Source organism: Primorskyibacter sp. S187A (assembly GCF_049800955.1).
Classification (GTDB): domain Bacteria; phylum Pseudomonadota; class Alphaproteobacteria; order Rhodobacterales; family Rhodobacteraceae; genus JAKVBH01.
In genome coordinates this window covers 440,960-457,089 of the sequence record NZ_JBNAGA010000001.1, presented here as the reverse complement: position 1 = coordinate 457,089, position 16,130 = coordinate 440,960, and the positions used below count along the sequence as shown (strand labels likewise).

Sequence of the window (16,130 nt, the reverse complement as noted above, 5' to 3'; positions counted from 1 at the left end):
AATGTGGCGAATGATCCTACACTGAACGTGGGGGAAGATGACACATGCGCACCTGCGCGCCGGGACACACGGCACACAGGGCGCGAGTAAAAACAGTCACTCTCCCACAAGCGCCGCTTCGCGGTGCGCAGGCGGTGGTGCGAGAGACACATGAGCATAAAATACCTGGTACATGGCGGCCTTGCAGCGCTGTTAATGATGTCCGCCCCGGCTTGGACCGAGGAAGAGGCGTCTGTCCTGTCACTGGAGCTGACAGGCATTGACGCAGAGGACCCCGATGTCTTGCGCGCGGAACTGCGTGCCGCATCCCTGATCGCGCAATTGGAAGAGGGCGAGGACGTCAACGGCCGCGATCTGCTGTCCGCGGCACAAGCGGATTACGCCACTTTTGTCGAAGTGCTCTATGCAAATGGCTATTACGCAAATGTGGTCCGGATCGCTGTAGATGGCACCGAAGCGGCGCGCATCAATCCGCTGGCGGCTCCGGATGTCGTCTCATCGATTGACGTTCGCATCGAGACCGGTCGCGCCTTCCGCTTTGGTGAGACCCGCATTGCACCCTTGGCGCCCGGCGACAGCCTGCCCCCCTCTTTCGCCAAAGACGAGCCCGCCCGCGCGGAGACTGTCCGCGATGCCACCCGGGGCGCAGTCCTGCGTTGGCGCGAGGCGGGCCACCCCAAGGTGGATGTCGCAGGCCAGAACATCTCAGCGCAGCATCGCTCCGCGCGTCTCGATGTGGATATTTCGCTTGTACCCGGGCCCTTTGCCCGCTTCGGCGATACCGAGGTCCGTGGCGAAAGCGCGGTACGGGCCAATCGCATTCGTCAGATCGCGGGCCTGCCGAAAGGGGAGCCCTACACGCCCGATGCGGTCAAGAAGGCGGCGAGCCGTTTGCGCAAGACCGGCGCGTTCCGCTCTGTTCAGCTCAGCGAGGGCGAAGCCGTCCAACCCGACGGCACGCTTGATATGAGCATCGAGGTCGTGGACCAGCTGCCCCGACGCTTCGGCGGCGGCGTCGAGATTTCCAATCTCAATGGCCTGACGTTGTCGGGCTTCTGGCTGCATCGCAACATTCTGGGCGGTGCAGAACGCCTGCGCATCGAAGGAGAGGCGGCACAGATCGGCAGCCAGGAGAGCGGCGCGGACTTCCGTCTCAGCGCGAGATTTGAAAAGCCTGCCGTATTCGGGCCGGACACGTTGTTTTTCCTCGAAGGCAAACTCGCCTCGCTGGACGAGCCGGATTACCTCGAAGACACCGCCTCGATCAGCACGGGTTATTCCACGGAAGTCTCTGAAACCCTGACTGGTGAGCTCGGCGTCAAGCTCTCTTACTCGCGCGTCACCGATCTGTTTGATGCCGATGAGCCCACCCGCGAATTGGTCTTGCTCTCTCTGCCCGGCGCGCTGACCTGGGATCGCCGTAACGATGCGCTGGACCCGACAGATGGGACATTTCTACGCCTCGAGGCCGAACCCTTCGTCGAAACCCGCGAAAGCGATGCCGGGCTACGCTTCAAGATGGATGCCCGCGCCTACCAGCAACTGGGCAGCACCGACAGGGTGACCCTCGCCGGCCGGCTTCAGCTGGGCTCACTTCTCGGGCCTGAGGCACAATCGGCGCCACCGGGGTTCCTCTATTATTCGGGCGGCGGTGGCACGGTCCGGGGCCAACCTTACCAATCCCTTGATGTGGACTACGGCAGCGAAACGCTGGGCGGGCGGGCCTTAGGCGTTCTTTCGGGCGAACTGCGGGTCGGCATTACCGATACCTTGGGGGCGGTGCTCTTTTCCGATGCGGGCTACCTGAGCGGCGAGAGCGATTTCAGCGGCGGTGAGTGGCACGCGGGCGCAGGGGTCGGCGTGCGCTACAAGACGCCCGTGGGGCCCTTGCGTTTTGATATTGCGGGCCCTGTCGCGGGTGAGACCGGCGAGGGCGTGCAGGTCTATATCGGGATAGGACAATCGTTCTGATGCGGTATTTGGTTCTGTGTATCGCAATGCTCTGGCCTGCCTCGCTTGCGGCGCAAAGCGATGATCGCGGCTTTATCCAAGGCTTGCTGGAGGATGCGCTGTCGAGCGACGGGCGCAGCGTCGAGCTTCGCGGATTTGCCGGAGCGCTGAGCGCGCGGGCGACTATTGAGGAAATCATCGTCTCCGACCCCGATGGCGTCTGGCTGCGGATTGCAGATGTTGCCATGGTCTGGAACCGGCGCGCTTTGCTCAGCGGCGCCATTGATATTGAAGAGATTTCTGTCGGCGTCTTGGATCTGGCGCGTCTTCCGGTGAGCGAGGCATCCGGCCCGGAGCCCACGGCGCGCGCGCCTTTCGCCTTGCCAGACCTGCCGGTCTCGGTGGTGCTCAAGGAGCTGGCCATTGCACAGGCAGACATCGGTGCACCGATACTGGGGCAAGCGGTCCGGTTTCAGCTCAATGGCTCCGCGGAGCTTGCGGGCGGAGAAGGCTCCGTCGCGCTGACCGTGGATCGCCTCGACGCAGGCGGGCGCTTTGCTCTCAGCGGCAGGTATGCCAACGCCACCCGCGAGGTCGTCCTCGATCTCGACGTTGCCGAGCCGGAAGGCGGGCTTGCCGCGACGCTGCTTGCCCTGCCCGGTGCGCCCTCCGTAGCGCTGACGGTCAACGGTGCAGGCCCGCTCAGCGATCTGACAACGGACATTGCGCTGGCAACCGATGGTGAGGATCGCCTCACGGGCCAGGTCGGTCTGCGGGATGAAGCCAGTGCGGATGGGACCACGCGGCGCTTCTCTGCGCGTTTGGAGGGGGATATTTCTCCGCTGGTGGCCCCGCAGTTCCGGGAGTTCCTGGGCTCGTCCGTAGAGCTCGTCGCAGATGGATCGCAATCGCCTCAGGGCGCCGTCTCGCTCTCGGCGCTCGATCTGCGCGCGCAGGCCTTCAGCTTGGCCGGCACGGCGGAGATCTCCGCAGGAGGTTGGCCAGATGCCTTTGATCTGGATGTCATCATTGCCCCGCCTGATGGAGAGAGCGTCTTGCTGCCGCTGCCCGGCGATCCCGTCTTTCTGGGCGGTGCAGACCTGCGCGCGGCCTTCGACGCCAGACGCGGCGATGCCTGGACCCTCAAAGGTACCATCGCGGAGCTGAGGCAACCCGATGTGCGGATCGACGCCATCGCATTGGACGGAAGCGGCCGCATTGCGCGCGATGACGGAGCCGTGGACGGGGCCGTTCAAGTCGAGACGACAGGCATGGCCTTTGGCGATCCTGCTCTACAAGACGCCGTTGGTGCAGCCATCAAAAGCGCGCTGGAATTTTTCTGGGCGCAGGGACAGCCGTTGCAACTGCGCGCGCTTGAGCTCTCAGGCGCGGATTACGGAATCACTGGCAATGTTACGATCACGGGCCTCCTCGACGAACGCCCCCTGACCCTCACGCCAGACATGCGCCTGACGGCTCGGGATATTTCACGATTTTCCGGTCTGGCGGGCCGCGCGCTTGGCGGGGCGGCTGACCTCGACATCAAGGGCCGCGCCGAACCTGTGACAACGGCTCTGGATCTACAATTTGAGGGCACCACGCGCGACATCACAAGCGGGATCGCTCAGTTGGACCCGCTCCTTGAAGGCACTGGGAGACTGCAAGCCCAGCTTGTGCGGGACACAGCGGGCACGCGTATCGAGAACCTTGTGGTCAACACGGAGCACGCCGAGATTGCCGGACGTGCGGCGATTGACGCCGAGACCAGCCGCGTCGATATCACCGCGCGGCTGCCGGATATTTCGCGCGCCCTGCCCCAGCTTTCCGGCACCGCGAATGCCGATATCGACGCCACACGAGCTGGCAACACCTGGCAATTTGCAACCGAGCTGGCCCTACCCGGAAGCGCGGCCTTGGCCGTGACGGGCGCGGTTGAGAACCTTGAAGAGATCACTGCCAATATCCGCGGGCGGATTGGCGATCTGACGGCCTACCGGCGGCTGGCGGGCCGCGCCATTGGCGGCGCGGTGGCTCTTGAGGCGCAGGCCAGCGGGAACTTGAAGACGCTGGCAGGCAATGTGACTGCACGGCTTGATGGACAATCACTCTCGGCGGGCATTCCGGCCATTGCCCCCTTGCTCCGCGGCGCCTCCAGCATTGATCTGGTGGCCGCGCGCGCAGACGACGGCACGCTTCGCATCGACCGTTTTGCGGTTGATACACGCGGGGCGGAAGCCACGGCATCGGGAACACTTTCGGGCAGCGGCGGCGATCTGCAATATGCCGCGACGCTGACTGATCTGGGGCTTTTGGTGCGCGAATTGTCGGGGCCCGCGCGTGTGAGTGGCACGGCGCGTGGAGCGGGCGGGCCCTGGCAGATCAATGCGAGCGGGACGGGCCCCGGCGGGATCACCCTGAGCGCCGAAGGCTCTGTCGCACCCTCGGGCCGTGTCGATCTTGGCATTGACGGCGCAGCGCCGCTGGCGCTGGCCAATGCCTTTCTTAGCGGTCAAACCGTCGCCGGCCAGGCGCGCTTTGATCTGCGCCTCGCAGGCCGGCCGGGTCTTGATGCCCTCTCCGGGCAAATCGCGCTGGAGCGCGGACGCGTGGCGCTGCCTGCGCAGCGCCTTGCCGTTGAAAACATTGATGGAACAGTGCGGCTCGCCAGCGGGCAGGCCCAATTGGCCATCGATGGAGATCTTGCCTCGGGCGGAGACATCCGCGTTGCAGGGCCTATTGGCCTCTCCGCGCCCTTCCCCGCTGATCTGAGCATCACACTGGATGACACAATCCTGCGCGATCCGGACCTCTATGAGGCAGATGCCGACGGGACGATCCGGGTACAGGGACCTCTGACAGGCGGCGCGCAAATTGGAGGGGCCATTACGCTGGATGTCGTCGAACTACGCATTCCCAACATCGGCCCCAGCTACAGCATTCTGGAGGGGCTGGAGCATCAGGGCATGCCGGCGGATGTGCGCCAAACCCTCGCATTTGCAGGACTTCTTGGCCAAAAGAGCGCAGCGCCTGCCCCGTCTTTTCCCATCGATCTCCTCATCCGTGCGCCCGCCAAGATGTTTGTCCGCGGGCGGGGGCTGGATGCAGAGCTCGGGGGCCAGCTGCGCTTGACAGGAACAACCAATGACATTGTGCCTGTGGGACAGTTTGATCTGCTGCGCGGCCGTATCGATCTACTGGGCAGGCGTCTGACGCTGACCGAGGGGGCCGTCTCTCTTCAGGGCAGCTTTGATCCGATCATCCGGTTTGTGGCGGAAACCGAAGTAGATGGCACAGCGATCTTGATCAGCATCGAAGGGCCGGCTTCGGAGCCGGAACCGATCATCAGCTCGGTTCCTGAATTGCCGGAAGATGAGGTGCTGTCGCTCTATCTCTTTGGCCGCAGCGTAGAGCAAATCTCGCCCCTGCAGGCCGTGCGGCTGGCGGCCGCACTGCGCACGCTCTCCGGCCGTGGGGGGCTTGGGCTCACGGATGAGCTGAGAAGCGGGCTTGGCGTCGATGATTTGAGCATCGGGACAGATGCCGAAGGCAATGCCACCGCCGAGGTGGGCGCCTATATCACAGAGGATCTCTACACGGATGTCACGGTCAACTCACGCGGGGACAGTGAGATCAAGCTGAACCTCGATCTGACCGATGATGTGACGGTACGGGGGCGCGTCACGTCACAAGGCGAGACGGGCCTCGGCATCTTCTTCGAGCGGGATTACTGACCGCGCACAAGTGCGGGCAACGCAAGCCATGAGCCGCCGAGCGTCTTGAGCCGAGCGCCTGTGCCCAGCTTGAAGCGCGCAAGTCCGGGGGCCGCGTCGGTGGCCACTTGTCCCAGATCGAGACGGGCGATGCCGCGCGCGCGCAGGCGTTCCATCGCGTGCCAGATCAGCGCGTGATGCGCCCCTGCGGCACGCCCTTCCGGACCAGACCACCCAATGTGATAGGTCGCCACTTCGCCGTGACACAAAAAAAGCATCGCGGAGATCACCTCGCCGGTGCGGCGCGCCTCAAAGAGCCGCGCCTGACCTTTGTTGGCACGCGCATAGGCGAGTGTGAGAGCTGCGGGCCAATTGGTGTAGCCCTTCTGGCGGGCCTGACGCGCATCCATTTCCAAGAGCCAATGGCCTTCCGTAGGAAAAAGCGTCGTCTCTGTCAGCTTGAGCTTTTGATCCTGCGCCCGGTTGAGCCTGTTGCGCCACTTCTGTTTCAAACATGCGCGCAGTACGTCGGTGGGCTGCGAAAGGCTGAGCTCCGCCACGGCCGCGGGCGTCCGCAGGCACATGCCATGGCCCGCCTCTTCGGTTTCAGGGTTGAGCAACAAAGCGCGGGCCTGTGTTTGCGCGCTCAGCCAGCGCAGGTCTGAGCGCTCGAGATCCAGACGCGAAACAAGTCCCACGGTCATGGGTCCAAAGCGGCGCCGCACAACCTGCACTTCACCGCGCCCTCCGGGCAGGGATAGGCGCAGCGGGGGACGACCCATATGGGTTAGGGCTGCTCCAAATTCACGGGATTGCGCGAGCGGGGCGGCGAGCGAGGCGGAGAGAAGGGGGCTGTGAATCGACATGACGCATTAAGAGCTGATTCAGGTGAATCAGATTTTAATGGCGGCATGAAACAAAAGATGATTTTTGGCCAAAGCGCCCCCGCACCTCGTACGACCATCCTGTCCGCCGCGCTCATTGCACTGGCCTGCGCCCTGCCCGTCGGCGTGCTGCTTTGGATCGTGGAATGGCTGTGGCTCTGACAGGCTGCGGCCACCTGCCCTAACCTGGGCCCGTGACAAGGCCTGTGCCGGACGTTAGAAGGCGCTCAAATTCCGAAATCAAGGATCACACGCATGACCATTCAGGTATTTGGCCACAAATCCCCCGATACCGATAGCACGGGCAGCCCGATTATCTGGGCCTGGTATCTCAACCAGATCAAAGGAAAGGCTGCAAAGCCCGTTTTGCTGGGTGAGCCCAATACAGAGGCCGCTTTTGTGCTCAAGCACTGGGGTCTGGACAAGCCCGAGATCATCTCCGATGTGGCCGAAGATGCGCCCGTCGTGATCGTGGACACCAACAACCCGGCCGAGTTGCCGGAAGCCATCAATGGCGCCGATATCCGCGCGATCATTGACCACCACAAACTCGTGGGCGGGTTGGAGACAAAAGGCCCGATCGACATTCGGATCGAACCCGTGGCCTGCACGGCAACGATCATGTGGAAGATGATTGGCGACGATCTGGCCCAGGCGCCGCGCGGCATCAAAGGGGCTATGCTGTCATGCATCCTCTCGGACACTTTGGAATTCCGCTCGCCCACCACGACTCAGGAAGACAAGGCCATTGCCCATGCGCTGGCCAAGGATCTGGAGGTCGACCTGACGGAGCTGGCCACGGCCATGTTCGAGGCGAAATCCGATGTGTCCGCCTTTTCCGATGCCGAATTGCTGCGCATGGATTCGAAGGAATATGAGGTCGAGGGCACCAAGTTCCGCGTCTCTGTCCTTGAGACGACGGCCCCCGGCATCGTGTTGGACCGCAAGGATAGCCTGATGGCTTCCATGGCGGATGTCGCCAAGGAAGATGGCGTTGATCAGGTGCTGCTCTTTGTCGTGGATATTCTCAACGAGGAATCAACGCTTCTGGTCCCCAATGATCTCGTGAAAACGCTGGCGGCGAAAAGTTTTGATGCGCAAGCCACGGGCGATAGCGTTGTTCTGCCCGGTGTCGTGAGCCGCAAAAAGCAGATCATTCCCAATCTCAAGCTCTGAGGTTTCGGATATCCAAACGTCAAACGCCGCGCTCCAAGAGGGCGCGGCGTTTTTTTTGCGATGCGGCGTGCGCTACCGGCAGTAGCTGCCGGAGCGATAACGGGCCGTATCGAAGTGAAAATGGTCCTTGTGGAACCTGTCGGCGTTTGGGCCCAGCACTGTCCCGAAAGGCCCACAGGCCGCGCGGTGCATCTTCTGGAGGGCGCGGCCCTTGGCGCCGCCGCCCCAATGCTGGAGCACGGAGATCTTGTCACCGTTGCGCAGATTGATGGCCGAGATGTCGATCGCGCGGCCCCGGCCATGCTCTGAGAGTTTCGCGCCGGGACGATTGTTGCGCGTGCGACAGGCGTAATGCGCTGCCACGCGGATGGACGCGACGCCGCCCCCCATATTGCCAACTGCAGGTTTGAGGCCCTTATCCACCCATGTCTTGAGCGCCTTGGCCGTGGTTTTGTCCATCAACGCCGCCTGCGTCAGGCGGATCCCGGAGACATGGGTCACCCGCAGGGCATTGCGAATACCGCAGGCCCCGTTGCCCGGGATATTGCCCGCCTGCTCGCCCTGAATGCCCCTGATCCCCGCAAGGCGCCCTTTGCGTTCTTCGCGTTGGCGCGCCATGGCTTTCTGGGCGATGCTCTTGGGCCGCGTGGTCGGGCGCAGCGAGCGGACAGCGAGGTTGGCCTCGACCACACCCGGCGTATTGGCGGCGAGATCATCAGACGTGGGCGCTCCCGGCGCGCCAATGCGTCGGGTGATCGGCGCGGCCTTGAGAACCGCCTGTTCCAGACGCGCGGGCCGCAAACGAGGGCGTGGCTGGAGCACGGCAGGCAGGATGGTTGCCTCCTGACCACGGGCCAGAGGCCGGATCGTACTGTCCGGCGGCAGGGCGAAGCTTGGCAGGGCAAGCAGGAATGTCAGGCTGGCAGCCAGCGCAATGCGCATGAGTTTACCCTTTCGAGATACGACCGAAGTCAGGCGCGTCTGTGTCCTGACCGGCTTCGATAATGCCACGGCGGATCTCACGCGTGCGGGTGAAATAGTCAAACAGGTGATCCCCATCACCCTTGCGAATGGCCCGTTGCAGCGCAAAGAGCTCTTCGGTGAACCGGCCCAGAATTTCCAGCGTCGCATCCTTGTTAGTCAGAAAGACATCGCGCCACATCGTCGGATCGGACGCGGCGATGCGGGTGAAATCCCGAAAACCCGTCGCCGAGAATTTGATGACTTCCTCGTCGGTGACACGGCCCAGATCATCGGCCACGCCCACCATCGTATAGGCGATGAGATGCGGGATATGACTGACCACAGCACAGACTTGATCATGGTGATCCACTTCCATCGTCTCTGTCATAGACCCCAGCGCTTCCCAGTAGCGCGCCACCTTTGCCACAGCCTCGGGCCTCGCGCCCTGCACGGGCACGATGAGACACCAGCGATTGTCAAACAGCTCCGCAAAGCCCGATTCGGGCCCCGAATGTTCTGTCCCGGCCATGGGGTGGCACGGGACAAAATGGCAATTGTCCGGCATGTGCGGCATCACAGCCTCAATCACGGCCGCCTTCACTGAGCCCACATCAATCACAGTCGCCCCCGGCGCGAGGTGCGGCGCGATCCCAGCCATGACCTGCGCCATCGCGCCCACAGGCACCGCCAGCACGACAAGGTCAGCGCCTTTGACAGCCTCTTCGAGGCTACCCGCCACGCTGTCGCAGAGCCCAATCTCCCGCGCGGTCTGGCGCGTCTCGGCGGAGCGCGCGTAGCCCGTCACATGGCCTGCGACCCGGCGGCGTTTCATGGCCCAGAACATGGAGGAGGCAATAAGCCCCAGCCCAATGAGCGCCACGCGATTGTACATCACACTCATGCCGCCTGCGCTTTCTTGAACGTCGTAATGGCCTCTGCCACCCGCTGACACGCCGTCTCATCGCCGACCGTGATCCTCAGACAGGCCGGCAGTTTGTACCCGCCCACTTGCCGGACGATCAGGCCAAGGCTTTGCAGATGCGCATTGGCTGCGTCCGCCTCGTCAGATGTCTCGAAGCGGGCCAGGACGAAATTGGCATGGCTCTCGTCGCAGGCGACGCCCGCTTGCAGCAAGGCCTCGCGCAACCAGCGGCGCAACCGCGCGTTTTCCGCAAGGCAATGCTCTGTGAACGCGTGATCCAACACAGCCGCCTCTGCCGCAGCCAGTGCGGGGCCAGAGAGGTTGAACGGGCCACGGATCCGGTTGAGCACATCGATGATCGCGCGGTCTGCATAGCCATAGCCAACCCGGAGGCCGCCAAGGCCGTAGAGCTTGGAGAAGGTCCGCGTCATGACCACATTGGCGCGTGTCTCCGCCAGCTGCGCGCCGCCGTCATACCCCGGCTCGAACTCTGCATAGGCGCCGTCGAGCACCAAAATGACGTGATCGGGAAGCGCCTCGGCCAGCCGCGTGATCTCATCCATCGGCACAAAGGTTGCCGTGGGATTGGCCGGGTTCGCGATGAAGACAAGGCGCGTGGCGGGGGTCACGGCCGCAAGAATCCTGTCGACATCAACCCGGCGATCGCATTCGGCCACCTCGACAGGTGTGCCGCCCGCGGCCAGCGTCGAGATGCGGTACATGGCAAAGCCATGCTCGGTATGGATCACCTCATCGCCCGCGCCCACATAGGCCTGGCACAGGAAGTGAATGATCTCGTCAGAGCCCACGCCGCAGATGATATTTTCGGCCTGCAAACCATGCACTTGCGCAATCGCGCTGCGCAGACTGGCGTGATCTGTGGACGGATAGCGATGCAGGTCCCTTGCAGCAGCCACGAGCGCGTCTTGCGCCTTTGGCGATGGGCCAAAGGGGTTTTCATTGGAGCTCAGCTTGATCACATCGGAGACACCCTCCAGCGTCGACTTTCCGCCAACGTAGAGTGCAATATCCATGATCCCGGGCTGGGGTTTGATCCCTGTCATGTGGACCTCCGTTTCCAATCTCTTAACGTCCCTGCGGACATACGAAAAGGGCCGTGGCAGTTTCCCGCCACGGCCCATAATCCATCAGCGAGAACCGGCTTAGTTCTGCGCGTAGTATTCGATGACGAGGTTGGGTTCCATCACCACCGGGTAGGGCACATCCGAGAGACCGGGTGTGCGCACAAACCGCGCAGTCATCTTGGAATGATCCGCCTCGATGTAATCGGGCACGTCGCGTTCGGGCAGCTGAACCGCTTCGAGCAGCGCTGTCATCTGGCGGGACTTCTCACGCACCTCAACCACGTCGCCTTCTTTGACGCGGTAGGAGGGGATGTTGACACGCTTGCCGTTGACGAGCACGTGGCCGTGGTTGACGAACTGGCGCGCGGCAAAAACGGTTGCTACGAATTTCGCGCGGTAGACCACGGCATCGAGACGGCGCTCGAGCAGACCGATGAGGTTTTCACCGGTATCACCTTTCACCCGGGCGGCTTCGCCGAAGATGCGTTTGAATTGCTTTTCGGTCAGGTCGCCGTAGTAGCCCTTGAGCTTCTGCTTGGCGCGCAACTGCAGACCGAAGTCAGACATCTTGGCCTTGCGGCGCTGGCCGTGTTGGCCGGGGCCATACTCGCGGCGGTTCACCGGGGATTTCGGACGGCCCCAGATGTTCTCGCCCATGCGGCGGTCAATTTTGTACTTGGCAGACGTGCGTTTTGTCACGGCTGATCTCCTTCTTAAGTGCCATTACCGGCTGTGAAGGGCGTTGTCCTCTGGGGTATCCCCGACAGGCATCCCCTTGCGGGGGCCACCAACACCAATGAAACCGCGCGTATAAAGGAACACGCAGGCGTGTCAACAGCGGGCAAGATCGTTGCAGCTTTTAGTCAAATGTTCTCGTTAAGTTCCCGTTAAGCGCTTCGCCGCCATAAATACGTTGGGAATCGGAGATGTAGATATGGCGCGCAAACCGAAGGGCGATAAAAACGCATTGGCACAAGCAATCGCGATGCGCGATCGCAGCACAATCGAGATGGTCGAGGCGGCCGTGCGCCACGGGGATGTGATGCTGGCATTTCAACCCGTGGTGCAAACGCAACGGCAAGACCGTATGGCATTTTATGAGGGTTTGATCCGTGTCCTCGATGAAACCGGGCGGATTATTCCCGCAAAGGACTTCATTGATCTCGTGGAAGAGCGCGAAACGGGCCGTCTGATTGATTGCCTTGCTCTGGAGCGGGGCTTGCGCACCTTGTCCAAGGTGCCGACGCTGCGTTTGTCGATCAACATGTCGGCGAGATCTATTGGATATCGCAAGTGGATGCGCATCCTCGACCGTGGTCTTGCAGCCGATCCCACCGTGGCCGAGCGGCTGATCCTCGAGATCACGGAGAGCTCTGCTATGCTGGTTCCCGAACTGGTGGTCGATTTCATGGATGATTTGCAAGAACGCGGCATCGCCTTCGCGCTCGATGACTTTGGCGCCGGCTATACTGCCATCAGGTATTTCAAACAGTTCCAATTCGACATCTTGAAGATTGACGGCCAGTTCATTCGCAACATCCATGCCGATCCTGACAATCAGGTCCTCACCCGCGCGCTTTTGTCGATCGCTTCCCAATTCGACATGTTCACAGTGGCGGAATCCGTTGAGCAACAACAGGACGCTGACTTTCTCACACAGCTCGGCGTCGATTGTCTGCAAGGATACTACTTCGGGGCGCCTACCGTGAAGCCGCCCTGGGTCGAACAGCCAGCCCGCAAAACCGCCTGACGCGCGCAGCGACGCACCACAAGCGGGCGCGTTGCCTCGCTTTCCCATGCGCCAGGCGCATGACGGCTTTGACGCGAATCTCCCCAAGTGAGACACCGTGTCCGTTGAGCCCAGACCTTACTCTACGTTATGCCGCCTCCAGATTGGCGGGAGCAAGCCAGGGCGCGCGAGGCGCCTCTTTGGCGGTACCTTGCCGGACATGACAGTGAGGAACAGATCATGACGAACGTAGTTATTGCCTCCGCGGCCCGCACGCCTGTGGGCAGTTTTCTAGGCTCTTTTGCCAACACGCCTGCCCACGATCTCGGCGCTGCCGTGATCAACGCGCTGGTCGAGCGCGCAGGCGTCGACAAAAGCGATGTGTCTGAAACGATCCTCGGTCAGGTGTTGACTGCAGGTCAGGGCCAAAACCCTGCACGCCAGGCCCATATCAATGCCGGCCTGCCGCAAGAAGGCGCCGCATGGGGCATCAACCAGGTCTGTGGGTCCGGTCTTCGCGCCGTGGCTCTGGGCGCACAGCACATCATGCTGGGCGATGCTGACGTGGTCGTTGCAGGCGGTCAGGAAAACATGTCCCTTTCGCCCCATGTCGCGCATCTGCGCGCCGGTCAGAAAATGGGCGACATGAAATACATCGACTCCATGATCCGCGATGGCCTTTGGGACGCATTCAACGGCTACCACATGGGTCAAACCGCGGAAAACGTGGCCAACCAATGGCAAATTTCCCGCGATATGCAGGATGAATTTGCTGTTGGCTCGCAAAACAAGGCCGAAGCCGCTCAAAAAGCCGGTAAGTTCGACGACGAGATCGCGGCCTTCACAGTGAAAACCCGCAAAGGTGACATCGTCGTCGACAAGGACGAGTACATCCGCCATGGCGCGACCATGGAAGCGATGCAAAAGCTGCGCCCCGCTTTCACAAAGGAAGGCTCTGTCACAGCGGCAAACGCCTCCGGCCTCAATGATGGCGCGGCGGCTGTTCTCCTGATGAGCTCTGACAATGCCGAGAAGCGCGGCATCCAGCCGATGGCCCGCATCGCCTCCTACGCCACGGCCGGTCTCGACCCATCGATCATGGGCGTTGGCCCGATCTACGCCTCGCGCAAGGCTCTGGACAAAGCGGGCTGGTCCGTTGGCGATCTCGATCTCGTGGAAGCCAACGAAGCCTTCGCCGCACAGGCCTGTGCCGTGAACAAGGACATGGGCTGGGATCCGGAAATCGTGAACGTGAACGGCGGCGCAATTGCCATTGGTCACCCGATCGGTGCCTCCGGCGCACGCGTTCTCAACACGTTGCTGTTTGAAATGGTCCGCCGTGACGCGAAAAAAGGCCTCGCCACACTCTGCATCGGCGGCGGCATGGGCGTCGCGCTCTGCGTCGAACGCTATTGATTGATCTGCGGCGGGCCACAACAGGCCCGCCGCCACCAAAAATTCTGACAAAATGGAGGAGACAGACATGTCCCGCATCGCACTTGTAACCGGTGGCTCCCGTGGTATCGGCGCCGCCATTTCCAAGCAACTTCAGGCCGATGGCTGCACGGTTGCGGCCACATACGCTGGCAACGACGAAGCTGCCGCGAAATTCACTGAAGAGACCGGCATCAAAACCTACAAATGGAATGTCGCGGATTACGACAGCTCCAAAGCTGGCATCGCCCAGGTCGAAGCTGATCTCGGCCCGATCGACATCGTTGTGGCCAACGCCGGCATCACCCGTGATGCCCCATTCCACAAGATGACACCTGAGCAATGGCATCAAGTCATCGACACAAACCTGACCGGTGTGTTCAACACAGTGCACCCCGTCTGGCCCGGCATGCGTGAGCGCAAATTTGGCCGCGTGATTGTCATCTCCTCGATCAACGGCCAGAAGGGCCAGTTCGCGCAAGTGAACTACGCCGCCACAAAAGCCGGTGACCTGGGCATCGTAAAATCGCTGGCACAAGAAGGCGCGCGCGCAGGCATCACGGCCAACGCGATCTGCCCGGGCTATATCGCGACGGAAATGGTCATGGCGATCCCTGAAAAGGTGCGCGACAGCATCATCGCTGGCATTCCGGCGGGCCGCCTTGGCGAACCCGAGGAAATCGCCCGCTGTGTGAGCTTCCTTGCCGGTGAAGATTCCGGGTTCATCAACGGCTCGACGATTTCTGCCAACGGGGCACAGTTCTTCGTCTGAGTTGCGATATCCAAGCAAGACAAAAGGGCCAGCGACGTGCTGGCCCTTTTTTATTCCGCAAGCCCCGTGCGCATCGGGCCCTCGGAAACTGGCTTAGCGGCGCGCGCCGCCAAAGATGTAACGCAGACCCTGCAGCAGGGCTTGACCACGAAAATCATGGGCATTGCGGATGGCGTCACGGGTACGGGCGTCTGTATGAGCTTCGAACATCTTGGGGCTCCTTTCAATTGAGCATCTTTGAACTGACCTCAATATGTCCGCCGCAAACAATTCTTACAAACGAGACTTCACAGAACTTCAGTCAAGCTGTACTTAAGTGAAATGTCTGACGCCCTACCGCCGCTCACCGCCCTGCGTGCTTTCGAAGCCGCCGCACGTCACCTCTCTTTCGCCCAGGCCGCAGACGAGTTGAACGTCACGCCCGCCGCGCTGTCCTTTCAGATCAAGTCCCTGGAAGAGCATCTGGGTCAGCCCTTGTTCCACAGGCTCAATCGCGCCGTGGCGCTCACCGAATTGGGCCATAGCCTGTCTCCCGGGCTGAGCGACGGGTTTGATGCAATCCGGCAAGCCTGGCGGAGCGCACGCCGCCAACTTGACGACAAGAGCCTGACAGTCACGGCAGGCCCCGCCTTCACGGCCAAATGGCTGGCCCCGCGTCTGTTTACCTTTGCGCAGCGTTATCCCGACATCGAGCTGCGGTTCATCGCCAGCCTGCGGATCATGGATTTTGGGCGTGATGAAATTGACCTGGCCATTCGCTTTGGCGAAGGACAGGACGAAGGGCTGCACAATGAGCCGCTGTGCAGCGAATATATCACGCCAATGATGACGCCTGCCTTGGCGCAGGATTATGGGACGCTGGACGCTTTGCGCGCAGCCCCCCTGCTGCATGATGATTCCATCAGTTTTCTCAAACCGCGCAGCGATTGGCCGCGCTGGTTTGACCTCACCGGGATTGATCGTGAGGGCAGAAGCGGCGCACGCTTTTCGCAAGCCGATCACGCGATTGACGCCGCTTTGGCGGGCGGCGGCGTGGTTCTCGGACGCAGCACGCTGGCGGCAAGTGCGTTGAAAGAGGGCTGGCTCGTGGCGCCGTTTCGGGAGGCGCTCAAACCTGCGGCGTCATTTCGGATCGTGCATCAAAAAGGGGCGGAAAACCGCCCCCATATGTCCGCTTTTCTGCATTGGATCCGCAGCGAAGCGGCAGAGATGGCGACGATCACGGAACGTTTCCGTGACGCCGCCCTCAGCTAGTGCCTAACTCGACAATCGGTGAATTTCTTCCTTGAGTTTGAGCTTCTGTTTCTTGAGGTCCGCAATAAGAAGATCGTCTGTGCCGGGGGCGCGTTGCGCCTCTTCAACGGCGTCGGACAGATGTGCATGTTTCTTCTTAAGTTCCGTAAGGTGCGAACTCAGGCTCATGGCATTCCTCCTATGTTGAGACCTGAATGGAAGCACAACCGGGCGCAAAAGTCACGCTGCGCCTGCAACATGTATGCGGAGTT

14 protein-coding genes are annotated in these 16,130 nt (G+C 61.7%); 8 read left to right on the top strand and 6 right to left on the bottom strand.

The genetic code is table 11. The annotated features are described in order from the left end of the window. Positions 1-150 precede the first annotated feature (150 nt). Both ACP15S_RS02340 and ACP15S_RS02335 read left to right on the top strand, forming a co-directional pair. The gene (locus tag ACP15S_RS02340; protein ID WP_425037967.1) at positions 151-1,971 is read left to right on the top strand and encodes an autotransporter assembly complex protein TamA; all 1,821 of its coding nucleotides are present in this window, start codon (positions 151-153) and stop codon (positions 1,969-1,971) included. Beyond that, positions 1,971-5,681 (top strand): translocation/assembly module TamB domain-containing protein, encoded by a 3,711-nt coding sequence (locus ACP15S_RS02335; protein ID WP_425037966.1) that lies wholly within the window; start codon positions 1,971-1,973, stop codon positions 5,679-5,681. Before ACP15S_RS02340 ends, ACP15S_RS02335 begins: the two co-directional genes overlap by 1 nt. On the opposite strand, the gene ACP15S_RS02330 is transcribed toward ACP15S_RS02335, so the two are convergent. Then, complete coding sequence (locus ACP15S_RS02330) at positions 5,675-6,526, bottom strand: GNAT family N-acetyltransferase (protein WP_425037965.1); 852 nt, start codon at positions 6,524-6,526, stop codon at positions 5,675-5,677. The genes ACP15S_RS02335 and ACP15S_RS02330 overlap by 7 nt on opposite strands. Positions 6,527-6,571: 45 nt before the next feature. Between ACP15S_RS02330 and ACP15S_RS02325 the strand changes: the two genes are divergently transcribed. Together ACP15S_RS02325 and ACP15S_RS02320 are read left to right on the top strand one after the other, a co-directional pair. Further along, the gene (locus tag ACP15S_RS02325) at positions 6,572-6,706 is read left to right on the top strand and encodes a hypothetical protein (RefSeq protein WP_425037964.1); all 135 of its coding nucleotides are present in this window, start codon (positions 6,572-6,574) and stop codon (positions 6,704-6,706) included. A 93-nt stretch (positions 6,707-6,799) separates the two neighbouring features. After that, a complete protein-coding gene (locus ACP15S_RS02320; protein WP_425037963.1) occupies positions 6,800-7,720 on the top strand; it encodes a manganese-dependent inorganic pyrophosphatase in 921 nt (306 codons plus the stop codon). Positions 7,721-7,792: 72 nt separating this feature from the next. On the opposite strand, the gene ACP15S_RS02315 is transcribed toward ACP15S_RS02320, so the two are convergent. The 4 genes from ACP15S_RS02315 to rpsD form a co-directional block, all read right to left on the bottom strand. Continuing rightward, positions 7,793-8,662 (bottom strand): extensin family protein, encoded by an 870-nt coding sequence (locus tag ACP15S_RS02315; RefSeq protein ID WP_425037962.1) that lies wholly within the window; start codon positions 8,660-8,662, stop codon positions 7,793-7,795. Between the two features lie 4 nt (positions 8,663-8,666). Then, positions 8,667-9,584 carry a prephenate/arogenate dehydrogenase family protein gene (locus ACP15S_RS02310; RefSeq protein WP_425037961.1) on the bottom strand — a complete coding sequence of 306 codons (918 nt, stop codon included), beginning with the start codon at positions 9,582-9,584 and terminating at the stop codon, positions 8,667-8,669. Then, positions 9,581-10,669 carry a histidinol-phosphate transaminase gene (gene hisC / locus ACP15S_RS02305; RefSeq protein WP_425037960.1) on the bottom strand — a complete coding sequence of 363 codons (1,089 nt, stop codon included), beginning with the start codon at positions 10,667-10,669 and terminating at the stop codon, positions 9,581-9,583. Before hisC ends, ACP15S_RS02310 begins: the two co-directional genes overlap by 4 nt. Positions 10,670-10,768: 99 nt before the next feature. After that, complete coding sequence (gene rpsD, locus ACP15S_RS02300) at positions 10,769-11,389, bottom strand: 30S ribosomal protein S4 (RefSeq protein ID WP_425037959.1); 621 nt, start codon at positions 11,387-11,389, stop codon at positions 10,769-10,771. 235 nt (positions 11,390-11,624) lie between these two features. Here rpsD and ACP15S_RS02295 point away from each other — a divergent pair, with 235 nt between their 5' ends. From ACP15S_RS02295 to gcvA, 4 genes are all read left to right on the top strand, one after another. Further along, the gene (locus ACP15S_RS02295) at positions 11,625-12,440 is read left to right on the top strand and encodes an EAL domain-containing protein (protein WP_425037958.1); all 816 of its coding nucleotides are present in this window, start codon (positions 11,625-11,627) and stop codon (positions 12,438-12,440) included. A gap of 219 nt (positions 12,441-12,659) precedes the next feature. Further along, the gene (locus tag ACP15S_RS02290) at positions 12,660-13,835 is read left to right on the top strand and encodes an acetyl-CoA C-acetyltransferase (RefSeq protein ID WP_425037957.1); all 1,176 of its coding nucleotides are present in this window, start codon (positions 12,660-12,662) and stop codon (positions 13,833-13,835) included. Between the two features lie 67 nt (positions 13,836-13,902). After that, positions 13,903-14,625 (top strand): acetoacetyl-CoA reductase, encoded by a 723-nt coding sequence (phbB, locus tag ACP15S_RS02285; RefSeq protein ID WP_425037956.1) that lies wholly within the window; start codon positions 13,903-13,905, stop codon positions 14,623-14,625. Between the two features lie 321 nt (positions 14,626-14,946). Beyond that, positions 14,947-15,879: a transcriptional regulator GcvA gene (gene gcvA, locus ACP15S_RS02280; protein WP_425037955.1), complete on the top strand. Its 933-nt coding sequence runs from the start codon at positions 14,947-14,949 to the stop codon at positions 15,877-15,879. A gap of 3 nt (positions 15,880-15,882) precedes the next feature. Here the strand turns inward: gcvA and ACP15S_RS02275 are convergent, their stop codons facing one another. Next, positions 15,883-16,047: a YdcH family protein gene (locus tag ACP15S_RS02275; RefSeq protein ID WP_425037954.1), complete on the bottom strand. Its 165-nt coding sequence runs from the start codon at positions 16,045-16,047 to the stop codon at positions 15,883-15,885. Between the last annotated feature and the right edge of the window lie 83 nt (positions 16,048-16,130).